13 protein-coding genes are annotated in these 15,319 nt (G+C 69.8%); 8 read left to right on the forward strand and 5 right to left on the reverse strand.

Translation table 11 applies throughout. The annotated features are described in order from the left end of the window. Positions 1–14 precede the first annotated feature (14 nt). Positions 15–1,229 carry an acyl-CoA dehydrogenase family protein gene (locus QM595_RS13580; protein WP_415172101.1) on the reverse strand — a complete coding sequence of 405 codons (1,215 nt, stop codon included), beginning with the start codon at positions 1,227–1,229 and terminating at the stop codon, positions 15–17. A 152-nt stretch (positions 1,230–1,381) separates the two neighbouring features. Here QM595_RS13580 and QM595_RS13585 point away from each other — a divergent pair, with 152 nt between their 5' ends. Continuing rightward, a complete protein-coding gene (locus tag QM595_RS13585) occupies positions 1,382–2,674 on the forward strand; it encodes an endonuclease/exonuclease/phosphatase family protein (RefSeq protein WP_415172102.1) in 1,293 nt (430 codons plus the stop codon). Here the strand turns inward: QM595_RS13585 and QM595_RS13590 are convergent. Beyond that, the gene (locus tag QM595_RS13590; RefSeq protein ID WP_415172103.1) at positions 2,632–3,750 is read right to left on the reverse strand and encodes an endonuclease/exonuclease/phosphatase family protein; all 1,119 of its coding nucleotides are present in this window, start codon (positions 3,748–3,750) and stop codon (positions 2,632–2,634) included. The two genes, QM595_RS13585 and QM595_RS13590, sit on opposite strands and share 43 nt — an antisense overlap. Before the next feature lie 85 nt (positions 3,751–3,835). Here QM595_RS13590 and QM595_RS13595 point away from each other — a divergent pair, with 85 nt between their 5' ends. The 5 genes from QM595_RS13595 to QM595_RS13615 all read left to right on the forward strand — a co-directional run bounded on the left by QM595_RS13595 (position 3,836) and on the right by QM595_RS13615 (position 9,102). After that, a complete protein-coding gene (locus tag QM595_RS13595) occupies positions 3,836–5,716 on the forward strand; it encodes a hypothetical protein (protein WP_415172104.1) in 1,881 nt (626 codons plus the stop codon). A gap of 74 nt (positions 5,717–5,790) precedes the next feature. Continuing rightward, the gene (locus QM595_RS13600) at positions 5,791–7,047 is read left to right on the forward strand and encodes a magnesium transporter MgtE N-terminal domain-containing protein (protein WP_415172105.1); all 1,257 of its coding nucleotides are present in this window, start codon (positions 5,791–5,793) and stop codon (positions 7,045–7,047) included. Continuing rightward, positions 7,040–7,582: a DUF1003 domain-containing protein gene (locus QM595_RS13605; RefSeq protein WP_415172106.1), complete on the forward strand. Its 543-nt coding sequence runs from the start codon at positions 7,040–7,042 to the stop codon at positions 7,580–7,582. The genes QM595_RS13600 and QM595_RS13605 overlap by 8 nt, the downstream gene beginning before the upstream one ends. A gap of 11 nt (positions 7,583–7,593) precedes the next feature. Continuing rightward, positions 7,594–8,739 (forward strand): Mrp/NBP35 family ATP-binding protein, encoded by a 1,146-nt coding sequence (locus tag QM595_RS13610; RefSeq protein ID WP_415172107.1) that lies wholly within the window; start codon positions 7,594–7,596, stop codon positions 8,737–8,739. Positions 8,740–8,742: 3 nt separating this feature from the next. After that, on the forward strand, positions 8,743–9,102 hold the full coding sequence (locus QM595_RS13615; RefSeq protein ID WP_415172108.1) for a sec-independent translocase: 360 nt from the start codon (positions 8,743–8,745) through the stop codon (positions 9,100–9,102). Positions 9,103–9,179: 77 nt separating this feature from the next. Here QM595_RS13615 and QM595_RS13620 read toward each other — a convergent pair whose 3' ends face one another. Then, positions 9,180–9,716 carry a hypothetical protein gene (locus QM595_RS13620; protein WP_415172109.1) on the reverse strand — a complete coding sequence of 179 codons (537 nt, stop codon included), beginning with the start codon at positions 9,714–9,716 and terminating at the stop codon, positions 9,180–9,182. A 110-nt stretch (positions 9,717–9,826) separates the two neighbouring features. On the opposite strand from QM595_RS13620, the gene QM595_RS13625 reads away from it, so the two are divergent. Continuing rightward, complete coding sequence (locus QM595_RS13625; RefSeq protein WP_415172110.1) at positions 9,827–10,459, forward strand: LysM peptidoglycan-binding domain-containing protein; 633 nt, start codon at positions 9,827–9,829, stop codon at positions 10,457–10,459. A 4-nt stretch (positions 10,460–10,463) separates the two neighbouring features. Beyond that, a complete protein-coding gene (locus QM595_RS13630) occupies positions 10,464–10,967 on the forward strand; it encodes an Rv3235 family protein (protein WP_415172111.1) in 504 nt (167 codons plus the stop codon). 127 nt (positions 10,968–11,094) lie between these two features. On the opposite strand, the gene secA is transcribed toward QM595_RS13630, so the two are convergent. Both secA and QM595_RS13640 read right to left on the reverse strand, forming a co-directional pair. Next, positions 11,095–13,998, reverse strand: a complete 2,904-nt coding sequence (gene secA / locus QM595_RS13635) for a preprotein translocase subunit SecA (protein WP_415172112.1) — start codon at positions 13,996–13,998, stop codon at positions 11,095–11,097. Positions 13,999–14,038: 40 nt separating this feature from the next. After that, a complete protein-coding gene (locus QM595_RS13640; RefSeq protein WP_415172113.1) occupies positions 14,039–15,292 on the reverse strand; it encodes a winged helix-turn-helix domain-containing protein in 1,254 nt (417 codons plus the stop codon). Positions 15,293–15,319: the final 27 nt, after the last annotated feature.

The following is a 15,319-nucleotide window of genomic DNA, read 5'->3' on the forward strand; positions in this document are numbered from 1 at the left end:
TGGACGCGCCTGGCTCAGCCCTTGAGGGCGTAGTCCTTGAGCAGGCTGCGGCCGATGATCATCTTCTGGATGTCGGAGGTGCCCTCGCCGATGAGCATGAACTTCACCTCGCGCATCAGCCGCTCGATCTCGTACTCCTTGGAGTAGCCGTAGCCGCCGTGGATGCGGAAGGAGTCCTCCACCACCTCGTTGGCGTACTCGCTGGCCACCATCTTGGCCATCCCGGCCTCGACGTCCATCCGCTGGCCGGTGTCCTTGAGCCGGGCGGCGCGCACCATCATGGTGTGAGCGGTCTCGACCTTGGTGGCCATCTCCGCGATCCGGAACAGGATCGCCTGGTGCTGCGCGATCGGCTTGCCGAAGGTCTTGCGCTGCTGGGCGTAGGCCACGCCGAGCTCGAAGCCGCGGATCGCCAGGCCGCAGGCCCGGGCCGCCACGTTGACCCGGCCGACCTCGACGCCGTCCATCATCTGGAAGAAGCCCTTGCCCGGCTCGCCGCCCAGGATCTGCTCGGCCGAGATCCGGTGGCCCTCGAAGATCATCTCGGTGGTGTCGATGCCCTTGTAGCCCATCTTGTCGATCTTGCCGGGCACCGTGATGCTCCCAGGATTCTCACCGAGGGCGACCTCGCCGAAGCCGGGGGTCTTCTCGACCAGGAAGGTCGTCATGTTCTTGTAGACGCTCTCGGCGCCCTCATCGGTCTTGGTCAGCACCGCCACCAGCGTGGAGGAGCCGCCGTTGGTCAGCCACATCTTCTGGCCGGTGATCTCATAGGACCCGTCGGCCAGCCTGGTCGCTTTGGTCGAGACGGCTGAAACATCACTGCCCAGACCGGGCTCGGACATGGAGAACGCGCCGCGCACCTCGCCGGTCGCCATCTTGGGCAGGTACTTCTGCTTCTGCTCCTCGGTGCCGTGCTGCATCAGCATGTAGGCCACGATGAAGTGGGTGTTGATCACCCCGGAGACGCTCATCCAGCCCCGGGCGATCTCCTCCACGCACAAGGCATAGGTCAGCAGCGACTCCCCCAGGCCGCCGTACTCCTCGGGGATCATGATCCCGAAGATTCCCAACTCCTTGAGACCCTCCACGATCTCGGTCGGGTAGGTGTCGGAATGCTCCAACTCCTGCGCGACCGGGATGATCTTCTCCTCGGTGAACTTGCGCACCGTGGCCAGGATCTCCTCCTGGATTTCGGTCAGGTTGTCGGTCTGGGCTAGGCGACCCATGATGCTCCTCGTGAGGTCTGCGGTGTGGCCCCGGTCATTCGGCCGGGCGGGCCAAGGCCGGAGGCTACCGGAAGGATTCGGCCCGGCGCGCCGGCTGGATTAAGATCACATCCCGTGTCCCGGCGTGTCGAGCCGGGCGCAGGAAGGAACCCGTGGGAGAGCAGGGCGGCGCACGTCGCGCACCGCGCCCTGCCCGAAGCGAGCGTCGCGCTCTGCGCGCGGCCCGCCGCCAGGCGCTTCCGCCCGCCGGGGAGGCGGGCTCCTCGACCGACACCGGCACCATGCTGCGGGTGCCGACCGACGGCACCGGGTCGCGCAAGCGGGCGCTGTCGACCGCCGAGAGGGCGGGCAAGCGGGTCCGGGCCGCCGGCTTCGCGGTGGCACTGGTCGTCACCGGTGGCCTGGTCGGTGCCCAGTTGACCGGCCAGACCGCCTCGCTGGCGGTCTTCGACGGCGGCGACGAGCCGTCGCCCAGCTCGACGCCGACGACGAGCAGCGCGGCCACGGAGACGCCGTACGTCGCCCTGCCGGTGCTCGACGGGATCGACTTCGGCAAGAAGGACCGCATCCTGACGCTGCCGGAGATGAAGGAGAGGTTCGGCAAGCAGGGGCTGACGCTGGTCGACTACGACCCGAGCAAGTCGACCTCGTTCACCGTCGCCTCCTTCAACGTCCTCGGCTCCAGCCACACCACCAGCCGGAAGGGCTGGGCGCAGGGCCCCACCCGCGCCGCCCGGGCCGGAGTGCTGCTGCGCAGCCGGGGCGTGTCGGTGGCCGGCGTGCAGGAGTTCCAGTCAAACCAGGTCTCGCCGCTGCTCTCCGCCGCGGGCGGCTGGGAGGCCTACCCCGGCAGCCACCTGAGCCACCTCGACGGCGAGAACTCCGTGGTCTGGGACCCCGACGTGTGGGAGCTGGTCGAGGCGCACACCATCCAGATCCCCTACTTCCTGGGCAAGATGCGCAATATGCCCTACATCCTGCTGCGCAACCTCGCCACCGGCCGGCTGGCGTGGTTCTCCAGCTACCACAACCCCTCCGACGGCTTCCCGAGCAACGCCGCCGGCTGGCGCGCGGAGGCGGCCAGGCGCGAGGCGGCCCTGGCCCGGCAGCTGACCGCCGACGGGACGCCGTACTTCGTCACCGGGGACATGAACGACCGCAACACCTTCGCCTGCCAATTCAAGTCCTCCGGGATGCACTCGGCCGACGGCAAGGCGTGCGGCAACAGCAGCGACATGTGGATCGACTGGATCTGGGGCTCCTCGGCCGTCACGTTCAGCGGCTACAACCGCGACTTCTACGCTCGCGACGCCAAGATCTCCGATCACCCGATCATCACCGCCAAGGCGGAGATCGACCCGCTCCAGGACTCCTGCAAGAGCTACACCCGGCACAAGAAGACTTACTGGTTCTGCCCGGACCCCACTGACCCCGACGCGAGCTGACCCGGCGGGCTCAACACCGCGGTGGCGGAGTAGACCGGGTGGTCGGTGGCCAGGTGGGTGAGCTTGCTGGTGTCCTTGTAGTAGCTGGTGAACGTCATGCCCAGGCCCACCATCCAGTCGATGGGAGTCGGCTCGGGCGGGTCGCAGCCGGCAGCGCCATTGCTCCCGCCGGCCGCGAAGGCGGCCGTGGGCAGCGCGGCCGAGGCGGTGCAGAAGAACTCCTCGTGCTCGTTCATGTCGCCGATCAGCACCACCGGCGTGCCGTCGGCGGAGAGCTCCTTGACCTTGGCCAGCTCGATGGCGGTGGCCTGGTCGCGGTAGATCTCCTGGGCGTGGTACTTCCAGGTGTCGGCGGCGTTGTGCACGTTGATGACCCACACCAGCTCGCCGGTCTCGCGGTAGCGCAGCTGCACCATCGGCGTCGCGAAGTCCATCCCGTTGAAGTAGGGGATGGTCAGCGAGGTGCCCTGCACCAGCTCCCAGACGTCGCGCCGCCAGGCGATGCTGTTGCGGCCGTCGGCGGCGTTGCTGCCGGGCGCCGGGAACTGGCCCCAGCTCTTGCCGGCCAGCTTCTTGAACAGTCGCGCCTGCGGGGACTCGAACTCCTGGAAGCCGACCAGGTCGGCATGGTGGGCGTCGATGAGCTGGATCGCCCAGGGCAGCCGCTCCTCGTAGGAGTGCTTGTTCTCGGAGTCGCCGGACTTGGTGGTGTGCGACGCGCCGAGGACGTTGAAGGTCGCGACCCGGAAGGCGCGTGGCGACTGAGCCAGCGTCTCGGCGGCGGCCGCCAGCGCCTGGGCCCGCTTGCCGGGTCTCTTGGTCGGCGGTGCCGTCGTGGAGGGCGCCGAGGACGGCGTCACTGACGGCGTCACTGACGGCGTGACCGACGGCGTGACCGACACCGGCTCGGTCGGCGTACCGCCGCCGGGCGGCGTCGCCTCTCCCGCAGCGGGCGAGGAGTCCCGGTTCCGCACCACCACCAGTACGACGACCAAGGTGGCCAGCAGACCGAGGATCGCGACCAGCAGCAGCGCGTCACGGCCGGGGTGCCTCGGCCCGGGATTCGACTCGGTCACCGGATCATTGTTCCCTATACCACAAACCCCACGAGTCACATTAGACTCAATATTCACTGCCGTCTTCCCCGGAGTTGAGTCCCTCATGCCCCAGGTCAAGCCCCTGGCCAGCGCCCTCGCCGTCATCGTGGGCTCGCTCGCCCTCGCCGCCGCGAGCACGCTCCATGCCACCCACCGCGACACCCTCACGCCCTCGCGCGAGGAGGCGAGGCTGACCTCGGCCGCCGAGCTGCCCCAGGTGCAGCCGACCCGGGTGCGGATCTCGACGTTCAACGTGCTGGGCTACGGCCACACCATGAACGGCGAGCGGGGCTTCGCCGACGGCCGGACCCGGCAGCTGATGGCGAACCAGCTGATCCGGGCCAACAACCTCGAGATCGTCGGCTTCCAGGAGATGGAGCCGCCCCAGATCAACGCCTTCAAGGAGGAGATGGGCGCCAGCTACGACCTGTGGCCCGCCTACGACTACCAGGGCAGCGCTGCGGTCAACGTGCGCGCCAACAGCATCGCGTGGCGCAAGGACGAGTGGACCGCGATCGAGAAGACCTACTACGACGCTCCCTACTTCAAGGGCGTCAACGTGCCCAAGCCGATCGTGCTGCTGCAGAACAACCTCACCGGGCAGCAGCTCTACGTCACCAACACCCACAACCCGGCCAACACCTTCGGCAACGCGCAGAGCCTGCGCAACCAGTCGGTCGACATCCAGGCGAAGAAGTTCGAGGAGCTGCGGGCGCTGCACCCCGGCGTGCCGATCGTCTTCACCGGCGACATGAACGACCGCAAGAACTTCTACTGCCGGTTCACCGCGAAGTCGTCGCTGCGGGCCGCCAACGGCGGGGTGCGTACGTCGAGCTCGTGTCAGCTGCCCACGTCGCCACAGATCGACTGGATCATGGGCACCACCGACATCAACTGGTCCGGCTACCAGCAGCTGCGCACGCCGTACATCAAGAAGACCACCGACCACCCGCTGATCTGGGCCGACGCGACCATCAAGCCAGTCGCCGCCCAGGCAGCCGGCATCCAGCGCGCCCTCGTCCTCGACATCGAGGGCCTGCCGTCGGCGGCGCTGAGCCCGCAGAACACCCCGTTCCTGTGGTCGCTGCGCAACAGCGGCGCCTCCACGCTGAACGCCCGCACCAATGCGGAGACCTCCGGCGCGCTGCCGAATCTGATCTCGATGCTGACCGGCCGAGCCGCGGCGACCGGCTACGGCGGCCACGGTGTCACCTGGTTCAAGGACAACCCCGCCAAGAAGAAGCGCCGCACCGTGAAGGCCGGCGGCTATGTCCGCAGCGTCTTCGACCAGGTCCACGACTGGGGCGGCTCGACCAGCTTCATGTCCAGTGACCCGATGGGCCGGCTGGTGCTGCGCACCTGGCGCGACGCCGGCGCCGCCGACGGCCAGGGCGTCGACTACGGCAAGTCGAAGGTGAGCGTCGCCAGCATCAGGAAGAACGACGCCATGGCGATCAAGGTCGTCAAGGACCAGCTGCGGATCAACCCGCGCGCGCTGTCGGTCGTGCAGCTCTCCTCGCTGGCGAGGAATGGGAAGAAGTCCGGCTACCTCAGCCCCGCCTACCTCAAGGCGCTGCGCGGGCTGGACCGTCGGCTCAGCACCGTCTTCACCGCCCTCGCCGGCAACTCCCGCACGGCCGCCTCGACGCTGCTCGTGATCACCGCCGACTCCGGTGGCCACGGCCAGAAGGCCACCGGCAGCACGGCGCAGAATTACACCGTCCCGATGTTCGTGTGGGGCTCGGGCGTTCCCGGCGGCACCGACCTCTACGCCCTCAACCCGGGCTATGCCGACCCCGGCCCCGGCCAGGTGTCGTACGCCGGCGCGCAGCCGATCCGGCCGAGCGCGGTCGCCAACCTGGTGACCGGCGTCCTCGGCCTGCCGGCGGTGCCCGGCAGCACCGCAGGGGTGGCCCAGGACTTCAACGTGTTCAAGCAGCCCTAGAGTTCAGTTGTGAGCGAGCTCGCGAGCGAACCATGCGCATCACGCCGTCCCCGAGCGCAGCCAGGAGGGCGGTCGTGAGCAGCGTCCCGTCCCGCGTCTTCGTCGCGCGTCTGGTCGGGTTGCCGATCTTCGACCCGCTGGGCGACCAGGTCGGCAAGATGCGCGACCTGGTGGTGACCGTGCGCAGCGAGGCCAACCAGCCTCGCGTGCTCGGGCTGGTGGCCGAGGTGTTCGGCCGGCGCCGGATCTTCGTGCCGATGACCCGGGTCACCGGCATCGACGCCGGCCAGGTGCACACCACCGGCCTGCTCAACATGCGTCGCTTCGAGCAGCGCTCCACCGAGACGCTGGTCATCGGCCAGATGCTGGACCGCCAGGTCACCATCACTAGCAGCGGCATCACCGGCACCGTCTACGACGTCGCCATGGAGCAGGCCCGCAACCGCGACTGGGTGCTCTCCCGGGTGGCGGTCCAGGAGCCGGCCCGGGGCGGGGCGCTGCGCCGGCGCGGCCAGACCCACGTCGTGGAATGGAGCGACATCACCGGCCTGGCGCACCGCTCCCCCACCCAGGCCGCCACCCAGCTGCTCCACACCATCAACGAGATGCGGCCCGCCGACGCCGCGCACCTGATCGCCGAGCTCCCCTCCGAGCGACGCCAGCAGGTCATCGCCGGCCTCCACGACGAGCGGCTGGCCGAGGTCCTCGAGGAGCTCTCGGAGGACGACCAGGTCGAGATCCTGGAGCACCTCGACTCCGAGCGCGCCGCCGACGTGCTGGAGGAGATGTCGCCGGAGGACGCCGCCGACCTGATCAACGAGCTGCCCCCGGAGACCGCTGCCCAGCTGCTGGAGCTGATGGAACCGGAGGAGGCCGAGGACGTCAAGCGGCTGATGTCCTACGCCGAGAACACCGCCGGCGCCATGATGACGCCGGAGCCGGTCATCCTCGGCCCGGACGCCACCGTTGCCGACGCGCTGGCGCACGTCCGCAACCCGGAGCTCACCCCGGCGCTGGCGGCGCTGGTCTACGTCTGCCGGCCGCCACTGGAGACGCCGACCGGCAAGTTCCTCGGCGTGGCCCACATCCAGCGGCTGTTGCGCGAGCCGCCCTCGACCCTGGTCGCCGGGGCGCTCGACATCGAGCTGGAGGCGCTGCGGCCCGACAACACCCTCGACGACGTGGCGGCCCACCTGGCGACGTACAACCTGGTCGCGGCGCCCGTCGTGGACGACGCCGGCCATCTGGTGGGCGCGGTCACCGTCGACGACCTGCTCGACCACATGCTGCCGGAGAACTGGCGCGACCGGGCGGTGGGCCACCATGGCTGAGCCGAAGCGAGGAAGGGCGAGGTCCCGCCTGGACACCCCACGCGAGCTGCGCCGGCAGCTGGTGCCGCGGCCGTCGCTGCAGCCCGACGCCTTCGGGGTCTTCGCCGAGCGGTTCGCGCGCTATATGGGCACCGCCCGGTTCCTGCTGTGGATGACCGCCTTCGTGGTCATCTGGGTCATCTGGAACATCACCCCGGGGCGCTTCGACGAGTACCCCTTCATCTTCCTGACGCTGATGCTGAGCCTGCAGGCGTCGTACGCCGCGCCGCTGATCCTGCTCGCGCAGAACCGGCAGGAGGACCGCGACCGGGTGATCGCCGAGCAGGACCGCCGGGTCAACGCGCAGGCCCAGGCCGACATGGAGTTCCTGGCCCGCGAGGTCGCCTCGCTGCGAATGGCGCTCGGCGAGGTCGCCACCCGCGACTTCGTCCGCTCCGAGCTGCGCGCGCTGCTGGCCGACCTCGACGAGCGTGGCCCCGAACGTGGCCCCGAACGTGACAGAGCCGACGGCGAGAACGCCGAGCCCACGACGTAGGCTTGAGCGTTGTGAGCAGCACCCTCCTGGACCGTGTCCACGCCGCGCTGGCGACGGTCAACGACCCCGAGATCAAGCGCCCGATCACCGAGCTCGGCATGGTCGAGTCCGTCTCCGTCTCCGACGAGGGGCTGGTCTCCGCCAAGGTCCTCCTCACCGTGGCCGGCTGTCCGCTCAAGGACACCATCAACCGTGACGTGACGGCGGCACTCGACAAGGTCGACGGCGTCACCGGAGTCGACCTGCAGCTCGGCGTGATGACGCCCGAGCAGCGCACCGAGATGCGCAACTCGCTGTCCGGCGGTGCCGCCCAGCGGGAGATCCCCTTCGCCAAGCCCGGCTCGCTCACCAAGGTCTTCGCCATCGCCTCCGGCAAGGGTGGCGTCGGCAAGTCGTCGGTGACGGTCAACTTGGCCGTCGCGATGGCTGGCTCCGGCCTCAAGGTCGGCATCGTCGACGCCGACATCTACGGCCACTCCGTGCCCGCGATGCTCGGAGTCGCCGACTCCCGGCCGACCCAGGTCGACGACCTGATCATGCCGGTGCCGACCTCCTCCGGCGTCTCGGTGATCTCGATCGGGATGCTCAAACCACGCCGTGACCAGGTGGTCGCCTGGCGCGGGCCGATGCTCGACCGGGCGCTGGTCCAGATGCTCGCCGACGTCTACTGGGGCGACCTCGACGTGCTGCTGCTCGACCTGCCGCCGGGCACCGGCGACGTCGCGATCTCGCTGGGGCAGCACCTGCCCAATGCCGAGATCGTCGTGGTGACCACGCCGCAGGAGGCCGCCGCCGAGGTGGCCGAGCGGGCCGGCACCATGGCGGAGATGATGCACCAGCGCGTCGTCGGCGTGGTGGAGAACATGTCGTGGCTGACGCTGCCCGACGGCTCCCGGATGGAGGTCTTCGGCTCCGGGGGTGGCGAGCGAGTGGCCGCCACCCTGTCGCAGCGCTTCGGCACCACGGTGCCGCTGCTCGGCCAGGTGCCACTGGAGCCCACCCTGCGCGAGGGCGGCGACGCCGGTAAGCCTGTGGTGGAGTCCGATCCGAGCGCCGAGTCGGCGCGAGTGCTGGCCGAGGTCGCCCGCACGCTCGCCGGCCGGGGTCGTGGTCTGGCCGGCCTGCAGCTCGGGCTGACGCCATCCAGTAGGTTCTGACCCGTGTTCGGAGTCGGCCTGCAGGAGCTCGCGCTGCTGCTGGTCGTCGCCGTCGTCGTCTTCGGCCCGGACAAGCTGCCGGAGTTCGCCCGTCAGGCGGGCCAGTTCGTGCGGCAGCTGCGCAAGCTCGCCGACGGCGCCCGCGACCAGCTCCGCGAGGAGCTCGGCCCGGAGTACGCCGACCTGGAGCTGCGCGACCTGGACCCCCGAGCGTTCGTGCGCAAGCAGCTCAACACGATGCTGGAGGACGACGAGGCCGACCCGCCTGCGACGCCGACGACACCGCCGACACCGCCGGCCAGCCGCCGGGCCACCGGGCTCCGCCCCGGCGAGCGTCCCCCCTACGACGCCGACGCCACCTAGCCGCCGAGACGTCCCTTTCTGCCCCTCGAGAAGTCCCTCTCTGCCCCTCGAGACGTCCCTTTCTGCCCCTCGAGAGGTCACGTTCTGCTCTGGACGGCGGCCAAGGTGCCGAACGGGACCAACACGACACGCTCTCGCTCCCCCACGCCGACCTCCACGAAGTCCGCGCCGACACGTCGCGGCACCCCATCGGTGCGGCCGCCGTCGACGGCATGGAACACGCATCTCTCCCCACCGTCGGAGAGCCGCCGCAGCACTGACCCGAGTCCCAGCCGCGCCAGCGGCGACCAGGCGATCTCCGGCACCGAGCGCGGGCTCGCACCGGCCACACTCGTCAGCGCAGCATGCCGCACCGCCCAGTCCGCCCCGGCCCCGCGCAGCAGCAGCCAGTCGGCCGCCACCCGACGCAGCGTGCCGGGCAGCTGACCCACGCCCCGCACGCCGAGGGTCACCTCGGCCCCGACGCTGGCCGTCAGCCGGCTGGCCAGAGTGACCTGGAGGTACTCCGCGCGGCGCCGGTCCGCGAGCTCGATCTCCCGCTCGGCGGCGTAGGCCGCCTCGGCCCGGGACTCGACGTCGTCGAGGAACGAGAACAGCTCCTCCTCCCAGGCCATGTGCCGAGCCTGCCATTCCACAGGCCGCAGGTGAAGGCATTGACACTAAGCCAAAGCAGGTCTTCGATAGGCAAACAAGCACAAACGCACGGTTCTCGGAAGGAATGCCCATGCGGATGCTTCGCTGTCTCGCCGTCGAGGTCCTCGCCAGCGCCGTCGCCTGGCTGGTGCTGTGGTCGCTGCTGCCGGGCGTGACAGCCCCGGCAGCGCGATTCGACGAGCAACTCGTCAAGGTCTGCACGATCGCGCTGATCGGCTGCCTCGGCTGGGCGTGGCTCTCGGTGACCGCCGTGGTGGGCACCGCGCTGCGATCGGCACCGGCTCCGGCGCCCGGCTGGGTCCCCGTCGTGGTACGGCGGGCAGTGCTGGGCGCCTGTGGCGTGGCGGTGCTCGCCACGACCGCCGGGCCGTCGCTCGCGGCACCGGAGTCTGGCGCGGCGGCCGGCCCGCAGGTCGCCGTCGGCCTCCCCTATCCGACCCGGGCCATGGACGGCGGCCTCCCGACGACGACCCCGCGAGCCGCGCCAGTGGTCCATGCGGTCACCCGGCACGAGGTGGTGGTCGCCGCCGGTGACTCGCTGTGGGCGATCGCGGCCCGTCAACTGCCGCCCGGGGCCTCCGACCGCGAGATCGACGCCGCCTGGCAGCGGCTCTACGAGCACAACCGAGACGTCATCGGCGACGACCCGTCCCTGATCAACCCCGGCCAGCGCCTGGTGCTGCCGGATGCTCCCGGGAGGTAGCGTCATGGGAGACACCGTCGCGCTGCGACGCCGGCCAGCGCCCGTCGCCAGCGTCCAAGGCACCCTCGCCCTCGACCTGCAGCCTCGGCGCGAGCCACCGAGCCAGCGGCCCGATCGGCTGGGCGCCGGCGCCGACGTGGTCGGCGTCGACGACCGTGTCAGGGCGCAGCTGGAGACCTGGTCGTGTCGGTTCGCGCAGGCGGCGGTCGAGATCGTCGGCGGCGACCGCCCGGCCAGCCAGCTGGTCCGTTGGACCGCCCCGGACGTGTACGACGACCTCAACCGCCGGGCCCAGTTGGTCGCCCGGGCGGGCGGTCACCAGCCCGGCCAGGCCCGGGTGCAGCCGGTCCGGCCGAAGGTCGTCGGCGTACGTACCTGCTTCGTGGCGGCCGGTGTCGTGGAGGCTGGCCTGCACGTCCGCTACGGTCAGCGCTCCCGCGCCCTCGCCGCCCGCTTCGAGCGTCAGTCCGACGACAGATGGCTGTGCACCGCGCTGGAGTTCGCCTGACCGGTCTGCCGGTGACGAGTCGGCAGAAGTGCCGGCCCAGAAACCGCCGAGTCGGCAGAAGTGCTGGTGAGCAGCCCGCACTTCTGCCGACTCGGGCCCCCTCAGACTCGCACTTCTGCCGACTCGGTCAGCCGTTGACGCGAGTGGTGAGGCCGGTGGGCCCGCCCGGGCGGCCGTGGCACTGCTTGAACTTCTTGCCGCTGCCACAGGGGCACTGTGCGTTGCGGCCCACGCCGGCATAGGGGTCGTCGGCGTTGCTGACGGTGCCACCACGCGGGGCCACGGCGACCTCCTCGCCTGACTCGTCGGGCGCCGAGTAGGAGAGGTTGCGCGGTGTCGAGGGCTTCTCAAGCCCCTTGGCCCGGATGTGCGGCTGCGGCGCGGTGGCCTTGAGCGCGGCGGAGATGCCTTCCAGGCCGCCCTCCTGCACCGCGACCGGCGGCTCGGCGAGCGCACCGGAGTGCATCGGGCCGGCGTGGCGGCTGCCGTCGGCGTGGAAGTGGACCTCCTCATCGGAATCAGGCTCGTCCTCCTCCTCGACCTGGACCTCCAGGTTGAACAGGAAGCCGACCGCCTCCTCCTTGATGGAGTCCATCATCGCGGAGAACATCTCGAAGCCCTCGCGCTGGTACTCCACCAGCGGGTCGCGCTGGGAGTAGGCGCGCAGGTAGATGCCCTCGCGCAGGTAGTCCATCTCGTAGAGGTGCTCGCGCCACTTGCGGTCGAGCACGGAGAGCAGCACCCGGCGCTCCAGCTCGCGCATGACCTCCTCGCCGACCTCGGCCTCGCGGGCGTCGTACGCCGCCTGGGCGTCGGCCTTGAGCGAGGCGATGAGCTCGTCGCGGTCCAGGTGGGCCTTCTCGCCGCCGACCTCCTCGAGCACCTGCTCGGGGGTCAGCGAGACCGGCCACAGCTGCCGCAGGTCGGTCCAGAGCTGGTCGAGGTCCCATTCCTCGGCGAACTCCTGGGTGCGAGCGGTCACGACGCCGGTGACGACGTCGTCGACGAAGCCGCGGACCTGCTCCTCGATGTCGGCGCCCTCGAGGACCTCGCGGCGCTCGGCGTAGATGACCTTACGCTGGCGGTCCATGACGTCGTCGTACTTGAGGACGTTCTTGCGGGAGTCGAAGTTCTGGGCCTCGACCTGGCCTTGGGCGTTGGCAATGGCGTTGGTGACGTTCTTGGCCTCGATCGGCACGTCGTCGGGGACCCGCAGCACCCGCAGCACCCGGTCGACCCAGTCGGACTTGAAGAGCCGCATCAGCTCGTCCTGCAGGGAGAGGTAGAAGCGGGACTCGCCGGGGTCCCCCTGACGGCCGGAGCGACCGCGCAGCTGGTTGTCGATGCGGCGGGACTCGTGACGTTCGGTGCCGACGACGTAGAGGCCGCCGGCCTCGGCGACCTCCTCGTGCTCGGCCGCGACCTGCTCCTTGATCCGCTCGACGGTGGCCGGCCACGCGGCCTCGTAGTCGGCGGCGGTCTCGCCGACCGGCTCCAGGCCCTTCTTGCGCAGCTCCTGGTCGGCGAGGAACTCCACCGAGCCGCCCAGCATGATGTCGGTGCCTCGACCGGCCATATTGGTGGCGACGGTGACCGATCCCTTGTGGCCGGCCATGGCGACCACCTTGGCTTCGTTCTCGTGCTCCTTGGCGTTGAGGACGCTGTGCGGGATGCCCTTCTTCCTCAGCAGGCCCGAGAGGTACTCCGACTTCTCGACCGAGACGGTGCCGACCAGGACCGGCTGGCCCTTGGCGTGCCGCTCGGCGATGTCCTCGACCACCGCGTCGTACTTGGCCTCCTCGGTGCGGTAGACGAGGTCGGGCTGGTCGAGGCGGATCATCGGCTTGTTGGTCGGGATCGGGACCACGCCGAGGTTGTAGATCTTGTCGAACTCGCTCGCCTCGGTCATCGCCGTGCCGGTCATGCCGGAGAGCTTGTCGTAGAGGCGGAAGTAGTTCTGCAGGGTGACCGAGGCGAGCGTCTGGTACTCCTCCTTGACCTGGACGCTCTCCTTGGCCTCGATCGCCTGGTGCAGGCCGTCGTTGTAGCGGCGGCCGGACAGGATGCGGCCGGTGTGCTCGTCGACGATGAGCACCTCGCCGTTCATGACGACGTACTCCTTGTCCTTGTGGAAGAGCTCCTTGGCCTTGACCGCGTTGTTCATGAACGAGATCAGCGGGGTGTTGACGGCCTCGTAGAGGTTGTCGATGCCGAGGTGGTCCTCGACCTTGGTGATGCCGGCCTCGAGCACGGAGATGGTGCGCTTCTTCTCGTCGACCTCGTAGTCGACGTCGCGCTCCATCTTGGCGACGATCTTGGCGAACTCGTCGTACCACTTGACGTCGTCCTCGGTGGGGCCGCTGATGATCAGCGGGGTCCGCGCCTCGTCGATGAGGATGGAGTCGACCTCGTCGACGACGGCGAAGAAGTGGCCGCGCTGCACGCAGTCCTCGATCGAGGAGGCCATGTTGTCGCGCAGGTAGTCGAAGCCGAGCTCGTTGTTGGTGGCGTAGGTGATGTCGCAGTTGTAGGCCTCGCGGCGCTGCGGCGGGGTCAGCTCGGGCACGATGACGCCGACGCTGAGGCCGAGGAAGCCGTAGATGCGGCCCATCATCTCGGACTGGTAGGTCGCCAGGTAGTCGTTGACGGTGACGACGTGGACACCCTTGCCGGCCAGCGCGTTGAGGTACGCCGGCAGGGTGGCGACCAGCGTCTTGCCCTCACCGGTCTTCATCTCGGCGATGTTGCCGAGGTGGAGCGCCGCGCCGCCCATGATCTGGACGTCGAAGTGCCGCATCCCGAGCACTCGCTTGCCGGCCTCGCGGACGGTCGCGAATGCCTCGGGCATGAGGTCGTCGAGGGTCTCCCCCGCCTCCAGCCGCTCGCGGAACTCCACTGTCATGTGCTGGAGCTCTTCGTCGGTCATCTTGACGAAGTCGTCCTCGATGGCGTTGACGGCCTTGGCGATGGCTTCGAGCTGGCGCAGGATCTTGCCCTCGCCGAGGCGCAGAAGCTTGTCGAGAATGGCCACGTGGTCTGACTCCTAGCGGTGCGGTTGCAGCAGGGAGACTCTACCCGCGCGCCCAGGCGGGGAGCACAATGCTCAGCGCTGGAGCGAGGTCGCCGCGCGGCTCGACCACGATCCCGCCGAGTCCGAGCCACCCGGCGAGCCGCTCCAGCTCCTCGGCCAGCTGCTCGGCGGTGTCCTCGGGCGCGCTCGGCTCGGCGTACGCCGCCTTCACGATCAGCAGGCCCGAGCGCCGGTCCGCCTTGAGGTCGACGCGGCCGACGATCCGGTCGCCGAGCAGGAAGGGCAGCACGTAGTAGCCGTGCACCCGCTTGTGGGCGGGGGTGTAGATCTCGATGCGGTAGAAGAAGTCGAAGAGCGCCTCGGTGCGCTCCCGCTCCCAGACCAGCGGGTCGAACGGGCTGAGCAGGGCGCGCGCGGTCACTCTGCGCGGCAGTCGGGCGGCGGCATGGAGGTAGGCGGGCTTGCGCCAGCCGTCGACCTTCACCGGGGTGACCTCGCCGGCCTCCTGCAGCGTCCGCAGCGCGGCGAGGGTGTCGGCGACCGACATCCGGTAGTAGTCGGCGATGTCCTTGGCGGTGCCCACGCCGTGGGAGCGGGCGGCGCGCCGGACCAGCTCGACGTGCGCCTCCGGCGCGGTCGGGATCGGCGCGTCGAGGATCCGTGCAGGGATGACCCGCTCGGGCAGGTCGTAGCGCGGCTCGAACTGGGTGGTCCGGCCCGCGATGGCCAGGTCGCCGGACATGAAGAGGACGTCGAGCGCCAGCCTGGCCTTGGACCAGTTCCAGCCCCAGTTCTCCTTGGTCCTCGGCGCGCCGTCGTCGAGGTCCTTGGCGGTGACCGGGCCGAGGTCGCGGACGGCGGCATAGACCTCGTCGATCACCCGCTGGGGCACCTCGCGCGACCACTTGGCGCGGCGCTCACGGTAGTGGTCCATCCGGTGTTGCATGACCGGCCAGAGCTCGACCGGCATGAAGGCCTGCACGTGGGCCCAGTACTCCACCATCCGGCGAGGGCTCCGCTCGCTGGCCCGCTTGAGCAGCTCGACGTCGTAGCCGCCCATCCGGGAGTAGAGCGGCATGTAGTGGGCGCGCTGCAGCACATTGACGCTGTCCACCTGGAGCACGCCGGTGCGCTCCAGGGTGCGCTGGAAGGTGCGCATCGTGGGCGTGCTCTGCCGATCTCGCGGGGAGGGCCTGTCTGCGCTCTGCCCGTCGTTCGCGGCCCGCTTCGCGACCGCGAACCCCTGCGCGGCGAGCGCGATCCGGCGGGCCTGGGCGAGTGAGAGCTTCTCCACGGCGTCAATCTAGGGCCTCACGCGGAC

The sequence above is a fragment of the Nocardioides sp. genome (assembly GCF_047607185.1).
GTDB lineage: Bacteria > Actinomycetota > Actinomycetes > Propionibacteriales > Nocardioidaceae > Nocardioides.